Genomic DNA, 15,337 nt, shown 5'->3' on the forward strand with positions numbered 1-15,337 from the left:
TCAGCTTCACCGCACTGCTGCGACAGCACAGCGGCGAAGGTCTCTCACCTCCACTCGGAAAATCAGCGCCTCACGGCGCACGGATACCGCGTCCCAGTTGACCCCTGCGGGCATCAGCTCAGCAGCCACTCCCGAGGGCGGAGCCCACTCCTCCACGACCTTCATCTCGCCGCCCTCTTTCGTGCGCCAGTTACCGCGATCGGTGTACGTGCCGAAGTCACGCTTGGATGATGGGCCTGAGTGATGCACGCCAACTAGGTCCGGCAGCGGCCACTCCACGGCCCCTCTGCGGCCACGCACGGGAGCGCGAGCGATGACACTTCACACTGCGAGCACAGGCGGCAACGACGTCCTGCGGACAGCCCGGCTGAAACGGGGATGGCGCTCAGGCGAAGCCGCCGCCAAGGGAGTATCGGCAGCAGGACGTGAGGCACTCGATGACCCGTACTTCGAGGTGTCGCCCCGCACATGGCGACGCTGGGAGTCCCCGCGCCCCGGTTGGCCTCGGGAGGACTATGCGCTCGCTCTTCACGCCGCATTCGGAGCGTGGCCCGAGGACTTGGGCTTCGAGGCACCGGAGGGCTGGCAGCGCGCCGAGCAGCCACCGATGCCAGACGACGACATGAAGCGCCGCGCGTTCGTGTCTGTGACCGCCGCCGCGCTCACCGCTGGGCCCACCCCGTCACGTCACGTCGACCCCGCGCTGATTGCCTACTTCCAGGAGCAGTTGGAAGGCCACTACCGGGCGGACATGCTGCTCGGCCCCCATGATCTGATCGGCACTGTGTCAGAGCAGTACGCCCTGATCGACCGTCTCATTCGCGTCGCCGGGGGCGAGACCCGGCGCGGCCTGCTCAGGGTCGGCGCCGCCTACGCCGCGCTTGTCGGATGGCTCTACCAGGACGCCGGAGACATGGGCGGTGCGTCATTCTGGCGGGGCATAACGCAGGAGATCGCGATGCGCTCCCGCGATCCGCACTTGATCGGGTACTCCCTGGTGAACCAGGCCCAGGTCCGCACCGACTTGCACGACGGGCGTGGGGTGATCGATCTGTGTGAAACCGCGCTGGAGAACCGGCAGGTGCTCGTGCCGAAAATCCGCATCATGGCCATGCAGCAACAGGCCCACGGTGCCAGTCTCACCGGCGACCGCCCCGCCGTGGACCAGCTCATCGATGAGGCAGACGGACTCCTCGACCGCGTCGACGACGACCTGCCGTGGGGGAACGCCTGCCGCCGCACTCCCAATTACCTGGAGGTACAGCGCGCCACGTGCTACGGACGTCTCGGCCTCGGCCGAGAGGCGCGCGACTTGTGGACGCAAGTACTCGCCGACGTGCCGGAGACCGCGCGGCGCGACCGAGGCGTCTACCTCGCGCGGCAGGCCACGGCTGCGGCTGCGGCGAGCGACCCGGAGCAGGCCGTCGAGATCGCGCGCGAGGCAGCGCAGATCGCGGTGGATACCCGCTCGGTGCGCATGCGTAAGGAGTTGGGTGCTCTTCAGCGGGTGATGAGGCCGTGGCAGGATGCGCCCATCGGCCAGGATCTCGTAGAGGTTCTGGCACCCGTGGATGAGAGGGGATGACGTGGGGGACGCACCGGCGCCGCTGTCCGACCAGGAGATCACCGAGCGGCTGCGCGAGCTGCCCGGGTGGCAGCGCGAGGGCGACGAGATCACCCGCACGTTCGGAATCCGCTACCACGCCGGCGTCGCCATGATCGTGCACGTGGCGGACGTCGAGCGGCTGATCGGTCACCACGCGGACATCGATCTGCGGTGGGGCAAGGTTCGGTTCGGGATCACCACGCACGACGCAGGGCACAAGCTCACCACTAAGGACTTCGACCTCGCCGCGCGAATCGACACGATCGCGGCTGCGCATGAGGCAGACCCTGTCTGACGGCGGTGGGTGACCGCGCTGTAACGCTGTGCGCAGGAAGAACGTGGGCCACGGCAGTACGCTCGCCGTACGGCCGACATCATCGCCCCCGAGCAGCACGCCCCCCTCATCGAGAACCGGCGGGGCGAAGTGATGCAGAATGACGGATTCCGCGACTAACATCCCAGGTCACGAAGGGTGCTCCCCGCACGCGCGGGGATGGTCCTGGGGCGACGGGCTCTCCCTGGGCGCGGGGGCGTGCTCCCCGCACGCGCGGGGATGGTCCGGGCGGTGGCCTGCCCGGTCTCGGCGTCCTGAACTGCTCCCCGCACGCGCGGGGTGGTCCCGAATCCACCCGGAACCGGGTAGTGGGCCACCGGCGGGACGGGGACGGGGCGGGGTGTCCCCGCAGGTCGAGCAAGTCACCGGCGGAAAGCCGAACACGAGACCTTCACGCCGAGGAGACACCCCACCCCGGCACCGGACACCCCGCTCCCACGCGCCCATATCCACGAGGCGCGCCAAGAATCACGCGGCGCCAGCCGCGTCGTACCGGTCCATAGGCCGCGCCGTAGCCACCGGCAGAGAGCCGGCAACGAAACCCAAAGGCGCACCCAGGGGGCACCCCGCCTGGCGACGGCACGCCAAAGTTGTGGGCAATCGTCCCGTGGGCGGGACGGGTGGGCACAACCCGTGCCACCGGCCCGTAACACGCCAACGAACCCCCCAGGGGGCACCCAGGCCAGGCGCACCCCTGCCAGAGGGAAGAGCCCCGTGAAGCCCTCACCCCGCACCCCGTGAAGGGGCACAGCCCGTGAAGCGGCAACCCTCCGTTTCCTTCCGCCCCCCGCGAAGGGGCCCCGTGGACGTGGGTACCCCCGGCGGAGAGACTGGCGGGCATGGACAACCGGATCGCCACCCTGCGCGCGGCCGAGTTCGCGCCCGGGACCACCTACCTGAACACCGCGTCGAGCGGCCTCCTCCCCGCCCGCGCAGCCGACCCGCTGCGAGCCGCCGTGACCCGCATGGCGGCGGGCACCCTGGACATGGTCGCCACCTTCGCCGCCGTCGACCGGGCACGGGCCGCTTTCGGACGGCTCGCCGGTGTGCCTGTCGAGCGGGTCGCGGTGGGCACCGCCGTCTCCACCCACGTCGGGATGATCGCCGCGTCGCTGCCCACGGGCGCCGAAGTCCTCGTCGCGGAGGGCGACTTCAGCTCCGTGGTCAACCCCTTCACGGTGCGCGGTGATCTGAAGCTGCGCACCGCCCCGCTGGAATCGCTGGCGGACGCCGTGGACGCGGGCACCGCGCTGATCGCGGTCTCCGCCGTCCAGTCAGCGGACGGCCGGATCGCCGATCTGGCCGCGATCAGGGAGGCGGCCCGCGAGGCGGGAGCCCGCACGCTGATCGACACCACCCAGGCCACGGGCTGGCTGCCGCTGAGCGCGGCGGCCTTCGACTACACGGTGTGCGGTGCCTACAAGTGGCTGCTGTGCCCGCGCGGCACCTCTTTCCTGACCGTCTCGGAGGAGGCGCGGGAGTCGGGCGCGCTGCTGCCGCTGCACGCGGGCTGGGTCGCGGCGGAGCTGCCGTGGGAGAGCTGCTACGGGCCGATCTCGCGGCTCGCGCCGGACGCGCGGCGCTTCGACGAGAGCGTCCCGTTCCTCCCGTATCTGGGCGCGGAGCACGCGCTGTCCCTCGTCGAGGAGCTGGGCCAGGAGGCGATCGGGGCGCACAACAGGGCGCTGGCGGCGCGGTTCCGCGAGGGTCTGCGGGGGCTGGGGTACGAGCCGGTGCGGGAGGATTCGGCCATCGTCGCCGTGCCGGGGCTGGGGCACGCGGCGGAGCGGCTGTCCGCGGCCGACGTCAAGATCGCCGTTCGCGACGGCAATCTCCGGGTGGCTTTCCATCTCTACAACACGGACGGTGACGTGTCCCGCGTGCTGGATCTGCTGGCCCCCTGAGACGGGCCCCGTGACACAGACCAGGGGCGAGGCCGTCCACGCGGCCCCGCCCCTCGTCCAGTGGGCTCAGCACACGACGCGGCGGTCGCGCACTGCGGACGTCACTTCACCGGGGTGAAGTCCCGCGCCCCGATGAACTCGGGGCGACGGACGGGTGCCGCGAAGGGCTCCACTGCCTCGTTCTCGACGCTGTTGAAGACGATGAAGACATTGCTCCGCGCGTACGGAGTGATGTTGTCACCGCTCCCGTGCATGCAGTTGCAGTCGAACCACGTCGCCGAACCGGCCTTGCCCGTGAAGAGCTTGATGCCGTGCGCGTCCGCGAACTTGCTCAGCGCCTCGTCGGACGGCGTGCCCGCGTCCTGCATCTGCAAGGACTTCTTGTAGTTGTCCTTCGGCGTCTCACCCGCGCAGCCGAGGAAGGTCTTGTGCGACCCCGGCATGATCATCAGGCCGCCGTTGGTGTCGTAGTTACGGGTCAGCGCGATCGAGACCGACACGGTCCGCATGTTCGGCAGACCGTCTTCCGCGTGCCAGGTCTCGAAGTCGGAGTGCCAGTAGAAACCGGTGGCACCGAAGCCCGGCTTGACGTTGATCCGGGACTGGTGGACGTAGACGTCCGAGCCCAGGATCTGCCGTGCCCGGCCCACTACACGCGGGTCCTTCACCAGGTTGGCGAAGACCTCGCTGATCTTGTGCACCTCGAACACGGTCCGGATCTCCTCCGACTTGGGCTCGACGATCGAGCGCTCGTCGGCACGGATCTCCGCATCCGTGGTGAGCCGTTCCAGTTCCCTGCGCAGGACGTCCACCTCGTCGGAGGTGAGCAGTTCGTCCATGGCGAGGAACCCGTCCCGCTCGAAGCCCGCCAGATCCGCGGCCCCGATGGGCCCCGGGGTACCCGGATCGGACCACACGACGGGGTCCATCCGCGGAACAGCCACCTCGGTGACTCCGCGCGTCGGGTACAGGTCGGCGGTGCGCTCGGGTGCGGTGGTCATGGGGTTGCCTTCCTCTCCTCTCGTACGGCCCTGTCTGATGGGCGAAAGGCCGAACCGGTCGGTCAACCGGTCCGGCCCGGCCGATACCGGCCGAGTGCTCAGCCGCCGCTCAGCGCGTACGGCTCAAGCGCGTGCGCTCAGCGCAGGCGGCTCAGCTCTCGTCCGGCTCGGTGAGAAGCGGGTAGACGCCGTTCTCGTCGTGGTCCTCCCGGCCCGTCACGGGCGGGTTGAAGACACACACGCACCGGAAGTCGGTCTTCGGGCGCATCGTGTGCTTCTCGTGCCCGTTGAGCAGGTACATGGTGCCGGGGGTGATCCAGTGCTTCTCACCGGTCTCGTCGTTGGTGAGTTCGGCCTCGCCCTCGACGCAGAGTACGGCTTCGATGTGATTGGCGTACCACATCGATGTTTCCGTGCCCGCGTAGAGAATCGTCTCGTGCAGCGAGAAGCCCACACGCTCCTTCGCCAGCACGATGCGCTTGCTCTCCCAGGTGCCCGACTTCGACTTGATGTGGCGGTCGGTGCCCTCGATGTCCTTGAAGGATCGAACGATCACGGTGTGATGGTGCCTTTCTCTCATTACGGGGGCGGCCCGCCCCGGACGCAACCGGAGCGGGCCGTGTACTGCGGAGCTACGCGGTTTCGCGTACCGCCCGGGCCAGGGTCCGCAGACCCTCGTCCAGCTCCTCGGGGGTGATGGTCAGTGACGGCAGGAGCTTGACGGTCTCGCTCTGCGGACCGCAGTCCTCCAGCAGCAGGCCCAGCTCGAAGGCCCGCTTGCAGATCTGGCCTGCGCGGTCCTTGTCGTGGAACTCCAGGCCCCAGGCCAGACCGCGGCCCCGGTACCCGGCGACGGCCTCGCTGTGCTCCTCGGCGATGGCGCGCAGCGCCTGCTCGACCTGCTCGCCGCGGGCGAGGGTCTGCTTCTCCATCTGCGCGTCGTTCCAGTACGTCTCGATCGCGGCGGTCGCCGTGACGAACGCGGGGTTGTTGCCGCGGAACGTGCCGTTGTGCTCGCCCGGGGCCCAGATGTCCAGCTCGGGCTTGAAGAGGGTGAGCGCCATGGGCAGGCCGTAGCCGCCGATGGACTTGGACAGCGTGATGATGTCCGGCTTGATGCCCGCGTCCTCGAACGAGAAGAACGGGCCCGTACGGCCGCAGCCCATCTGGATGTCGTCGACGATCAGCAGCATGTCGTGCCGCTTGCACAGGTCCTGGAGCGCGCGCAGCCAGTCGGCGCGGGCGACGTTGATGCCGCCCTCGCCCTGCACCGTCTCGACGATCACGGCGGCGGGCTTGTTCAGCCCGGAGCCCTGGTCCTCCAGCAGCCGCTCGAACCAGACGAAGTCGGCGGTCGTGCCGTCGAGGTAGTCGTCGAAGGGCATCGGGGTGCCGTGCACCAGCGGGATGCCGGCGCCCGCGCGCTTGAAGGCGTTGCCGGTGACGGCGAGCGAGCCGAGCGACATGCCGTGGAACGCGTTGGTGAACGAGACGATCGACTCGCGGCCCTTGACCTTACGGGCCAGCTTCAGCGCGGCCTCGACGGCGTTGGTGCCGGTCGGACCGGGGAACATGACCTTGTGGTCCAGGCCGCGCGGCGCCAGGATCGTGCGCTGGAAGGTCTCCAGGAAGGCCCGCTTGGCGGTGGTGCTCATGTCCAGGCCGTGGGTGACGCCGTCCCGCTCCAGGTAGTCCAGCAGGGCTCGTTTCAGCACCGGGTTGTTGTGCCCGTAGTTGAGTGAGCCCGCGCCGGCGAAGAAGTCGAGGTAGGTGTGGCCGTCCTCGTCGTACATGTGGGCGCCCTGGGCGCGGTCGAACACGGTGGGCCAGCCACGGCAGTAGCTGCGCACCTCCGACTCGACGGTCTCGAAGACGCTCAGGTCCGGCTGGGTGATGGTCACAGCATGCTCCTGGGAGTGAGTCGCGTGGCAGAAGAAGTCTGATGATGAGGGTTGTGCGGGGGTCGGACTCGGGCGCGGGGTCGTGCGGGTCAGCGCTCGGCGCCGGACCCGGCCTCCACCAAGTGGGCGACAGGCCCGATCCGGTACAGCACTTCGGGCTCGTGCCCGCCCTCCGGGAACACTCCCGCGTCGAAGAGCACCTCCTTGGCCGACGGGGCGCCGTGGCGCTCCGCGAAGGAGGTGAACAGCCGGTTCGACGGGGTGTTGTCCGGGGTCACGGTCGTCTCGACGACGTCGATGCCCAGTTCCTCGGCGGCCCGGGTGGTCAGCCCGTCCAGCATCGCCGCGGCGAGGCCGCGTCCTCGTGCCGCCTCGTCGACGGCGACCTGCCACACGACGAGGGTCCGCGGGCGCTGGGGGCGCACGTAGCCGGTGATGAAGCCGACCGGCTCGCCGTTCGCGTCCCTGGCCACTACGGAAGTGGCGGCGAAGTCGCGACACCACAGGAGGTAGCTGTAGGAGGAGTTGAGATCGAGCGTCCGGGAGTCGCGGGCAATACGCCAGATCGCGGCTCCGTCCTCCACGCGTGGAGTGTCGAGCTTCAGCCCCTCCGGCATTTCTAGGATTTCGCTATGGGCACGTGCAAGGTCTGCTTGTGCGGCGGTCATGCAGATTGAATTTACCCAGCAGAATCTGAAAACGCACGGCCAGTAGGGGTTACGCGACAGGGGTGTTCTGTGTTATCGCGCGGGGGCGCGCCTGCGCGCAACGCAGCCGGGTTTGGTGCCTCTATATGGCGGTTTTACCGGGCAAGGCGGGCACGCTGTGGGGTCTGTCACAGTGCCGTAACGACTACGAGACCCGTCCGAATTCAGGCGGTTGACGCTAGCGAAATCTTTGCGTTTAAGGAGGTCAAGAGCGGGCAGAAGAATACGGGAAGCTGCGCTCGATAAAGCGCCTGGATTGCATCCTATTTCACGGAGCAAGCCGTGTCTGTGTTTTCTTGAGAAGCCTTGAGATACACGGTGAAGTTACTGAGCAGCGAGAGGCGTTCGGCAACGCGTCAGGGCATCCGGGGCCCGCGCCGGGCGTGCCGCTCAGAAGAAGTCACCCCGCACCGACAGCTCCCCGCTCGGCCCCCTCGCCGCCACGGAGTAGCGGTCGCGCCCCGCGTCCCGCTCCCCCCGCGCGTGGTCGTACTGCCCCGCGAAGACGTGCTCGCCCGCGGGCACCGTGCGCCCCGGCTTCAGCACCCACCGGTACACCAGCGCGTCCCCCTGTACACGCACCGTCACCTCGAAGTCCTTCGCGGGCCGGGTGCGCCACGAACCGGTGGCGCTGACATCGCCCGTACGAGCGACGCGCAGCTCGACGACCAGGGAGGAGAGCCGCTCCGTGGTCTTGACGGTCACATTGCTCTGCGCCCAGTAGGTGTTGCTGCCGGGGTCCACGGAGCCGTCCGACCACAGGGGCCCGTCCGCCACGCGCTCAGGCGCGCTCTGCGCGCCCCGCGGCTCCTTCGACGGCGTTTCGGGCGGCGCGGCCGGTTTCGGCGACGTGCGCACCGTCTGAGGCGGCTCACCGCCCTGCGCCGCCCACACGGCGACCCCGCCCGCGCCCAGCGCCCCGACGAGCCCGGCCGCCGCGCCCGCAGCGCGGGCCCAGGCGGGGAAGGCGCGCCGCGCGGGACGGGGCATCCGGTCGCGCTCCCGGCCGCCCGCGCGCTCCTCGGCCGCGCCAGTCGCGCTGGTCACCCGGGCCAGCATCCGCGCGCGGTCGGGCCGGTGCTCCGCGGCGGCGGCGCGCAGCCGCGCGCGCAGCTCCGTCTCCTCGCCCATCAGCCGCTCCGTCCCGTTCCCGCGGGCCCGGCGCGCAGCGCCCGCACCGCGTCGGCGCCCCGGTGCGCGGCGGAGGCCGCCGTTCCCGAGGCCGCCGCGCCCGGGGGTGCCCCGGACCCGCGGCCGTGCCTGTTGCCGTTCCCGTACGCGTAAGCGGGCGCGGGTGGGGGCGTCAGCAGCCGCTCCAGCTCCGCCATCCCCTTCGACGTCTGGCTCTTCACCGTACCGACGGAGACGCCGAGGGTGCGGGCCGTGTCCTTCTCGGAGAGGTCGAACGCGTGCCGCAGGACGACGCACGCGCGCTTGCGGAAGGGAAGACGGGTGAGCGCGGCGCGCACATCGAGCACGGCGGGCACGTCGGGCCCGTCCGTGCGCTCCGCCTCCCGCGACCAGAACAGGGCGACCCTGCGCCGCTCGCGGACGATGCCGCGGATGCGGGTGCGGGCGAGGTTCGCCACGATGCCCCGCGCGTACGCGGCCGGATGGTCGGCGGCGCGCACCCGGTCCCAGCGGTGCCAGACGGCGGCCAGCGCATCGGCAGCCAGGTCGTCGGCGCCGTCCGAGCCGCCGAGCAACAGGCTTGCCAGGCGGGCTAATTCGGCATGGTGCTTCTCGAAGAAGGCGTGGAACTCTTCGGTGGGGGTGCCCACGCCGGCCTCCTCACGCTCGACGGGCGGCACGCCGCCCGGTTCGAAATCCCGGTCAATGTCCGTGACTGCGTTCGCCCCCGGTGGGTGCGTGAGCGTAGCAGGGGACTCGTACAGTGCGGGACATGAGCGACGGCGAAAATCTGCATATCAAGGGGCGGGTGCTGGCCGGGCCCGAGGACGTCAGGGACGAACTGTGGGTCGTGGACGGCCGGATCACCTTCGAGCGTCCGCCCGGCGGCTCGGGCGATCCGCTGCTCCTGGAGGGCTGGGTACTGCCGGGACTCGTCGACGCGCACTGCCACGTCGGCCTCGGCGCGCACGGACCCGTGGACGCCGCCACGGCCGAGAAGCAGGCGCTGACGGACAGGGGCGCGGGCGCGCTGCTCATCCGCGACGCGGGCTCGCCCTCCGACACCCGCTGGGTCGACGAGCGCGAGGACCTGCCCCGGATCATCCGCGCGGGCCGCCACATCGCCCGGACGAAGCGTTACATCCGCAACTTCGCCCATGAGATCGAACCCGGCGACCTCGCCGCCTACGTACGGCACGAGGCCCGCAGAGGCGACGGCTGGGTCAAGCTGGTCGGCGACTGGATCGACCGCGCAGAGGGCGACCTCAGCGCGTGCTGGCCGCGCTGGGCCGTCGAGGAAGCCTTCGCGGCAGCGCACGAGGAGGGGGCGCGGGTCACCGCGCACTGCTTCGCGGAGGACTCGCTGCGCGACCTCGTGGAGGCGGGCATCGACTGCGTCGAACACGCCACGGGGCTCACTGAGGACACGATCCCGCTCTTCGCCGAGCGCGGGGTCGCGATCGTGCCCACCCTGGTGAACATCGCGACGTTCCCCCAGCTCGCCGACGGCGGCGACGAGAAGTACCCGCGCTGGTCGGCGCACATGCGGCAACTGCACGCACGCCGCTACGACACGGTGCGGTCCGCGTACGACGCGGGAGTCCCCGTCTTCGTCGGCACCGACGCGGGCGGCACGCTGCCGCACGGCCTCGTCGCCGACGAGATCGCCGAGCTGGTCACCGCCGGCATCCCCGCCGTGGAGGCGATCTCCGCCGCCACCTGGGGCGCGCGGCGCTGGCTGGGCCGCCCGGCACTGGAAGAGGGCGCCCCCGCCGACCTCGTCGTCTACGAGACGGACCCCCGCGAGAACGTCGCCGTGCTGTCGGCCCCCCGCCACGTTGTCCTCCGGGGCCGGGTCACGCACTGACTCCGGCTCCCGGGACCCGGTCCCCGGGACGCACGGCCCCGGAACCCCACTGGCACGGGTGCGGGGCGGGCATCGTACGCCGGGCTCCGGGGTGCCCGGTGCCGGTCCGGTGTGCTCCTGCACCGTGGCAGTCGGCCGCGCGTGGCCGCGCGCGGAGGGGGCCCTGCGAAGCGTCCCGTGCCGGCGCGGCGCCTCGCGAAACGTTCCGCTTCGGGTTCGCGGCCCCCTCACGCGAGGGGCCTGCGCCGCAGCGCCCGGTGCCGGTCCGGCGCATCACCTGATCCGGGGCAGCGGGCCCCGGGGGAGCGGAACCGTCAGCGCGACGTGTCCCCGTCGGAGGGCAGGAGCTTCGCGAGGGCCGCGGACAGGGCGTCCGTCACGTCGCGGGAGCGGACGGCGAGCCGCAGCCACTCCGGGCCCAGCCCTGGGAACGTGTCGCCCCGCCGCACGGCGAACCCCAGCTCGCGCAGCCCCTCGCGCAGCCACCGCGCACGGGGATGCCGCACCAGCACGAAGGGCGCCTCGGCGTGTCCGGCCGAGGTCAGGTCACCGAACTCGGCCAGCCGGGCGAGGAGATACGCGCGGTCCTCGGCCACGTCCCGCGCGGCGCGCTCCGCCTCGGCCAGCGCCCCCGGCTCGCAGCACGCCTCGGCGGCGGCCAGCGCGGGCGACGAGACGGGCCACAGCGGCTGTTGCGCGGCGAGCGCCGCCACCGTGCCGGGACCGGCCAGCACATAGCCGACGCGCAGCCCGGCCAGCCCCCAGGTCTTGGTGAGGCTGCGCAGCACGAGGACCTGCCCCGGCAGCCCGGTGAGCCGGGGCACGAGGGACTCGCGTTCGCCGGGTACCGCGTCGATGAACGCCTCGTCGACGACGAGCGCGCGGCCAGGGCGTGCGAGCGCCGCCAGCGCGTCGGCCGGGTGGAGCACCGACGTGGGGTTGGTGGGGTTGCCGACCACCACCAGGTCGGCGTCCTCGGGCACCGCGCCCGTGCCGAGCCGGAAGCCGTCCTCGGGGCGCAGCAGGACGCGTTCCACCGGCGTGCCCGCGTCGCGCAACGCGGCCTCCGGCTCCGTGAACTGCGGGTGCACCACGACGGCGCGCGCCGCCGGAAGCGCCCGCGCCAGCAGCACGAACGCCTCGGCGGCCCCCGCCGTCAGCAGCACATGGTCCTCGGGCAGCCCGTGCCGCGCGGCGACGGCGCGGCGCGCCGCGCGCCCGTCGGGGTACGCGGCGAGCCCGTCGAGCGAGGCGGCGACGCGCGCCTTGAGCCAGCCGGGGGGCGTGCCGGTGCGCACGTTCACCGCGAGGTCGGTCAGCTCAGCGCCGCTGTCCCGTACTTCGGCGTCACCGTGGTGCCGCAGATCGTGCTCGGGCGCCCCGCCCGCCCCGGCCTCAGTGGGAGTGGGCATGCCCGTGACCGTGCCCATGTCCGTGGCCGTGTCCGTGACCGCCGTGGTGGTGATGGCTGTCGTCGTCGTCCGGGTGGTAGTGCGGCTGCTGCGGCGCGCCGACCTTGTCCTCGAAGCCCGGCATCGCGATCCGGTAGACGCAGGAGTCGCAGTTCATGCGCAGATCGCCCTTGACGGCCTCGCGGTAGCGCTCCAGCACGAGGTCGGCCAGCTCGTCGGTGGCGCCGATGACGTCGGCGTTGATCACCTCGGTGTCCGGGTTGGCCGCCGACCAGCCCTCGGCCTGCTGCTTCACGCGCTCGGGAAGGATGCCGGTGAACAGGAAGTACGGCAGGACGACGATCCGCCGCGCGCCCAGCTTGCGGCAGCGCTCCAGCCCCGAGGGCACGTCGGGCGCGGCGAGCGAGACGAAGGCGGTCTCGACGCCCGCGTAGCCCCGCCCCTCCCACAGCAGCCTGGCGGCCTTGTGCACCTCGGCGTTGGCGTCCGGGTCCGTCGAACCGCGGCCCACCAGCAGCACCGTCACATCGGCCAGGTCCTCTGGTGTGCGGGGGGACTCGCCGTCGCCGCCCAGCGCCTCGTCGAGACGGCGCTCCAGCACGGACAGCAGCGAGGGGTGCGGCCCGAGCGGACGCCCGTAGGTGTACGAGATGCCCGGGTGCCGCTCCTTCTCGCGGGCGAGCGCGGCCGGGATGTCGCCCTTGGCGTGCCCGGCGGAGACCAGCATCAGCGGCACGGCGGCGAAGTTCGACACGCCGCTGTCCACCAGCTCCGAGACCGAGTCGGCGAGCGGGGGAGGGGACAGCTCGATGAATCCGCCGGACACCGGGATCTCCGGGTTCCGTTTGCCGAGTTCACCGACGAAGGAGCGGAACGCCTCGGCGCCGTCGTCGTCACGGGTCCCATGGCCGACGAGGAGCAGGGCGGGCGGGGTGGTCACGGTTTCTCCTTGGGGGTGGTGCGGTGCGCCGCGCGGGGGCGGCGCGTACGGAAGGGGACGGACGAGGGGGCGGGCGGGCGCGGGCCCGTGCCGCTGGGCGCGCGGCACGGAAGCGGGAGCGGGCCCGTCATGCCTGCCACCGGTAGCCGCGCGGCGTCACCATGCGGCCCGCGATCTCGCGGGTCGCGGTGTTGCCGACGGTGACGACGGTCATCATGTCGACGCTCTCGGGGGCGAGTTCGGCCAGCGTGGTGAGCGTCGCGTACTCGTCTGGACGGGTCGCGCCGCGGACGACACCCACCGGGGTGCGCCCCTCGCGGTGCTCGGCGAGGATGCCGAGCGCCTTCGGCAACTGCCAGTCACGGCCGCGTGAGCGCGGGTTGTAGAAGGTGACGACGATGTCCGCCTCGGCCGCAGCGCGTACCCGACGCTCGATCACCTCCCACGGCGTGTGCAGGTCGGAGAGGCTGATGGACACGTGGTCGTGCCCCAGCGGCGCGCCCAGGATCGCGGCGGCGGCGAGCGCAGCCGTGACGCCAGGGACGCCGACGACGTCGATGTCGTCGCTCGCCTCGGCCAGCGCGGGCGAGGCCATCGCGTAGACGCCGGCGTCGCCGCTGCCGATCAGCGCGACGGCGTGCCCCGCGCGGGCCTCCGCGACGGCGGTACGGGCCCGCTCCTCCTCGGCGCCGAGCCCCGACTCGACGACGCGGGTGCCGGGGCGCAGCAGGTCGCGGATCTGGTCGACGTACTGGTCGAGCCCCACGAGCACCGAGGCGCGCCGCAGTTCCTCGCGGGCGCGCGGGGTGACCAGGTCGCGGGCGCCGGGTCCGAGGCCCACGACGGCCAGCCGCCCGCGCGGGCCGCGGCGCGCCACGGCGGCCGTCGCCATGGCGGGGCTGCCGTCGATCGGGGCCGACTTGGTCTTGGGGACGACGAGTTCACCGAGGCCGCCGTGGCCGTCCCGCGCGTGGCCGCTCGTCGTGACGACGCCCGCCGTGGCGGCGCGGGGAGCGGCGGCCAGCAGTGCCGCGGCCTCCGCGACGGAGGGCGTGCCGACGGCGGCGCGCGGCGCGTCGGAGGGGTTGGGCACCTCGACGGCCGAGAGCGCCTCGGCCGGGTACGTGCGCAGCGGCACGCCCAGCCGCTCCGCCGCCGCGAGCAGTCCCGGCTCGTTCGCCTTCGCGTCGACGGTGGCCAGTTCGGTGACCGAGCGGACGGACAGGCCCGCCTCGTCCAGGGTTTCCTCGACGAGGAGCAGCACCTCGTCCGCGGTCACGCCCCGGCTGGCGCCGACCCCCACGGCGAGGGACGGCGGGCGCAGCACGGCCTCGGCCCGGCCGAGCGGGATGACCTTGTCGGTGACCCAGAGGGTGGCGCCGTCGGCACCCGCGCCCTGCGCACCGTGCGCGGACCCCGCGGGTACGGCGTTCGGCGGCAGCGCGGGCAGCGGCCACCGCGCGTCGGCGCGCACCGGGACCGTGGCGCCGTCGAGAAGCGCCCGGCTCACCGCCGCCACCGCGCCCTCGACGGGCCAGCCGAGCGTGTCAAGACCCGGCACGCCGACGGCGTCGGTCGCCGTGGTCACCACGGGACGGCAGCCGGAGAGGACGTCGGCCACCGCACGGGCCAGCTCGTTCGCGCCGCCCGCGTGCCCGCCGAGGAGGGACACCGCGTGCTGCTGCGCCTCGTCGACGCAGACGACACCGGGATCGTCGGTCTTGTCGGCGAGCAGCGGCGCGAGCAGGCGGACCGTGGCGCCGGTGGCGAGGAAGCAGACGAGCTGGTCGCACTCGCCGAACGCGCGGGTGACGGCTTCGCGGACGCCCGGCCCTTCGTAGACGCGCGTACGGTCCGGCCACGCCGCGGCCAACCGGTCGCGTGCGGCGGCACCCGCCGCGGTGGCGGAGATCAGGCCGATCAACGTGTAGCTCCTTCGGGGGCGCCGGGCGGGGTGCCCGGCAGGGGTCGGGGGAGGGGGCGGAACGGATGAGTGGGCGGGCGGGCGGACGGTGTGGCCGTGCGGGGCGGGCGGGCTGGGCGGGTCGGCAGGACGCGGCACGTCGTCACGGGGTTCGCGCGACGCACCCCCGCGGCCCCCGGGCCCGCCGCACACCGGCGGACAGAGCATGCCGCGACGTGCCCGACGGGGCCAGAGCGCGGTCCGGGCCGGGCCGCGCGGGGCCTGCCGGGGGCGCGCGTGACGCCTGGCACGGGCCGGGCCGGGCCGTGAAGCTGGCTGCCCGGCCGGGCGGGCAGCGGCGCTGGTCCGGTGCCGTGTGCTGCCGCCGATCCGGTCGTGTCGCCGGTTGCCGGGTCGGGCGGGTGCGTGGGTCCGGTGCGGTGTGCTGCGGCTCCGGCCGTGTCGCCGGGCGCCGGGCAGCTGGCCCGACCGGTCCGGAGCACGGGCTGCGGTGCGGTCGTGGCTGCTGGTTCTGGGGCCGGATGTGGCACGGGCTGCGGTGCGGTCGTGGCTGCTGGTTCTGGGGCCGGATGTGGTACGGGCTGCGGTGCGGTCGTGGCTGCTGGTTCTG

At 72.4% G+C, this 15,337-nt stretch carries 13 protein-coding genes; 4 read left to right on the forward strand and 9 right to left on the reverse strand.

Features of this window, described 5'->3' with window-relative positions; translation table 11 throughout:
• Positions 1 to 607 precede the first annotated feature (607 nt).
• From ACYVOO_RS10920 to ACYVOO_RS10930, 3 genes are all read left to right on the forward strand, one after another.
• The gene (locus tag ACYVOO_RS10920) at positions 608 to 1,585 is read left to right on the forward strand and encodes a Twin-arginine translocation pathway signal (RefSeq protein ID WP_461015455.1); all 978 of its coding nucleotides are present in this window, start codon (positions 608 to 610) and stop codon (positions 1,583 to 1,585) included.
• A gap of 1 nt (position 1,586) precedes the next feature.
• Entirely contained in the window at positions 1,587 to 1,901 is a 315-nt protein-coding gene (locus ACYVOO_RS10925; RefSeq protein WP_461015456.1) for a 4a-hydroxytetrahydrobiopterin dehydratase, read from the forward strand.
• An 878-nt stretch (positions 1,902 to 2,779) separates the two neighbouring features.
• Complete coding sequence (locus ACYVOO_RS10930; protein WP_461015457.1) at positions 2,780 to 3,844, forward strand: aminotransferase class V-fold PLP-dependent enzyme; 1,065 nt, start codon at positions 2,780 to 2,782, stop codon at positions 3,842 to 3,844.
• Between the two features lie 101 nt (positions 3,845 to 3,945).
• Here ACYVOO_RS10930 and thpD read toward each other — a convergent pair whose 3' ends face one another.
• From thpD to ACYVOO_RS10960, 6 genes are all read right to left on the reverse strand, one after another.
• Positions 3,946 to 4,845 (reverse strand): ectoine hydroxylase, encoded by a 900-nt coding sequence (thpD, locus tag ACYVOO_RS10935; protein WP_461015458.1) that lies wholly within the window; start codon positions 4,843 to 4,845, stop codon positions 3,946 to 3,948.
• A 151-nt stretch (positions 4,846 to 4,996) separates the two neighbouring features.
• Positions 4,997 to 5,401 (reverse strand): ectoine synthase, encoded by a 405-nt coding sequence (locus ACYVOO_RS10940; RefSeq protein ID WP_453349024.1) that lies wholly within the window; start codon positions 5,399 to 5,401, stop codon positions 4,997 to 4,999.
• Between the two features lie 76 nt (positions 5,402 to 5,477).
• Complete coding sequence (gene ectB / locus ACYVOO_RS10945) at positions 5,478 to 6,746, reverse strand: diaminobutyrate--2-oxoglutarate transaminase (RefSeq protein ID WP_461015459.1); 1,269 nt, start codon at positions 6,744 to 6,746, stop codon at positions 5,478 to 5,480.
• A gap of 89 nt (positions 6,747 to 6,835) precedes the next feature.
• A complete protein-coding gene (gene ectA / locus ACYVOO_RS10950) occupies positions 6,836 to 7,363 on the reverse strand; it encodes a diaminobutyrate acetyltransferase (RefSeq protein ID WP_461015460.1) in 528 nt (175 codons plus the stop codon).
• 480 nt (positions 7,364 to 7,843) lie between these two features.
• Positions 7,844 to 8,584, reverse strand: a complete 741-nt coding sequence (locus ACYVOO_RS10955) for a hypothetical protein (RefSeq protein WP_461015461.1) — start codon at positions 8,582 to 8,584, stop codon at positions 7,844 to 7,846.
• Positions 8,584 to 9,234: a SigE family RNA polymerase sigma factor gene (locus ACYVOO_RS10960; RefSeq protein WP_461015462.1), complete on the reverse strand. Its 651-nt coding sequence runs from the start codon at positions 9,232 to 9,234 to the stop codon at positions 8,584 to 8,586. The genes ACYVOO_RS10955 and ACYVOO_RS10960 overlap by 1 nt, the downstream gene beginning before the upstream one ends.
• A gap of 122 nt (positions 9,235 to 9,356) precedes the next feature.
• On the opposite strand from ACYVOO_RS10960, the gene ACYVOO_RS10965 reads away from it, so the two are divergent.
• Positions 9,357 to 10,451, forward strand: coding sequence for an amidohydrolase family protein (locus tag ACYVOO_RS10965; protein WP_461015463.1), 1,095 nt, complete (start codon positions 9,357 to 9,359; stop codon positions 10,449 to 10,451).
• Between the two features lie 314 nt (positions 10,452 to 10,765).
• Here ACYVOO_RS10965 and cobC read toward each other — a convergent pair whose 3' ends face one another.
• The 3 genes from cobC to cobJ all read right to left on the reverse strand — a co-directional run bounded on the left by cobC (position 10,766) and on the right by cobJ (position 14,727).
• Entirely contained in the window at positions 10,766 to 11,881 is a 1,116-nt protein-coding gene (gene cobC / locus ACYVOO_RS10970; protein WP_461015464.1) for an Rv2231c family pyridoxal phosphate-dependent protein CobC, read from the reverse strand.
• Complete coding sequence (locus ACYVOO_RS10975) at positions 11,847 to 12,803, reverse strand: sirohydrochlorin chelatase (protein WP_461015465.1); 957 nt, start codon at positions 12,801 to 12,803, stop codon at positions 11,847 to 11,849. Before ACYVOO_RS10975 ends, cobC begins: the two co-directional genes overlap by 35 nt.
• A gap of 127 nt (positions 12,804 to 12,930) precedes the next feature.
• A complete protein-coding gene (gene cobJ, locus ACYVOO_RS10980; protein ID WP_461015466.1) occupies positions 12,931 to 14,727 on the reverse strand; it encodes a precorrin-3B C(17)-methyltransferase in 1,797 nt (598 codons plus the stop codon).
• Positions 14,728 to 15,337 lie beyond the last annotated feature (610 nt).

The organism is Streptomyces daliensis (assembly GCF_054782395.1).

Coding starts and splice junctions, on each gene's coding strand:
- ACYVOO_RS10920 (WP_461015455.1), top strand. CDS start 608: ATGCCAGACGACGACATGAAGCGCCGCGCGTTCGTGTCTGTGACCGCC.
- ACYVOO_RS10930 (WP_461015457.1), top strand. CDS start 2,780: ATGGACAACCGGATCGCCACCCTGCGCGCGGCCGAGTTCGCGCCCGGG.
- thpD (WP_461015458.1), bottom strand. CDS start 4,845: ATGACCACCGCACCCGAGCGCACCGCCGACCTGTACCCGACGCGCGGA.
- ectA (WP_461015460.1), bottom strand. CDS start 7,363: ATGCCGGAGGGGCTGAAGCTCGACACTCCACGCGTGGAGGACGGAGCC.
- ACYVOO_RS10955 (WP_461015461.1), bottom strand. CDS start 8,584: ATGGGCGAGGAGACGGAGCTGCGCGCGCGGCTGCGCGCCGCCGCCGCG.
- ACYVOO_RS10965 (WP_461015463.1), top strand. CDS start 9,357: ATGAGCGACGGCGAAAATCTGCATATCAAGGGGCGGGTGCTGGCCGGG.
- cobC (WP_461015464.1), bottom strand. CDS start 11,881: ATGGGCACGGTCACGGGCATGCCCACTCCCACTGAGGCCGGGGCGGGC.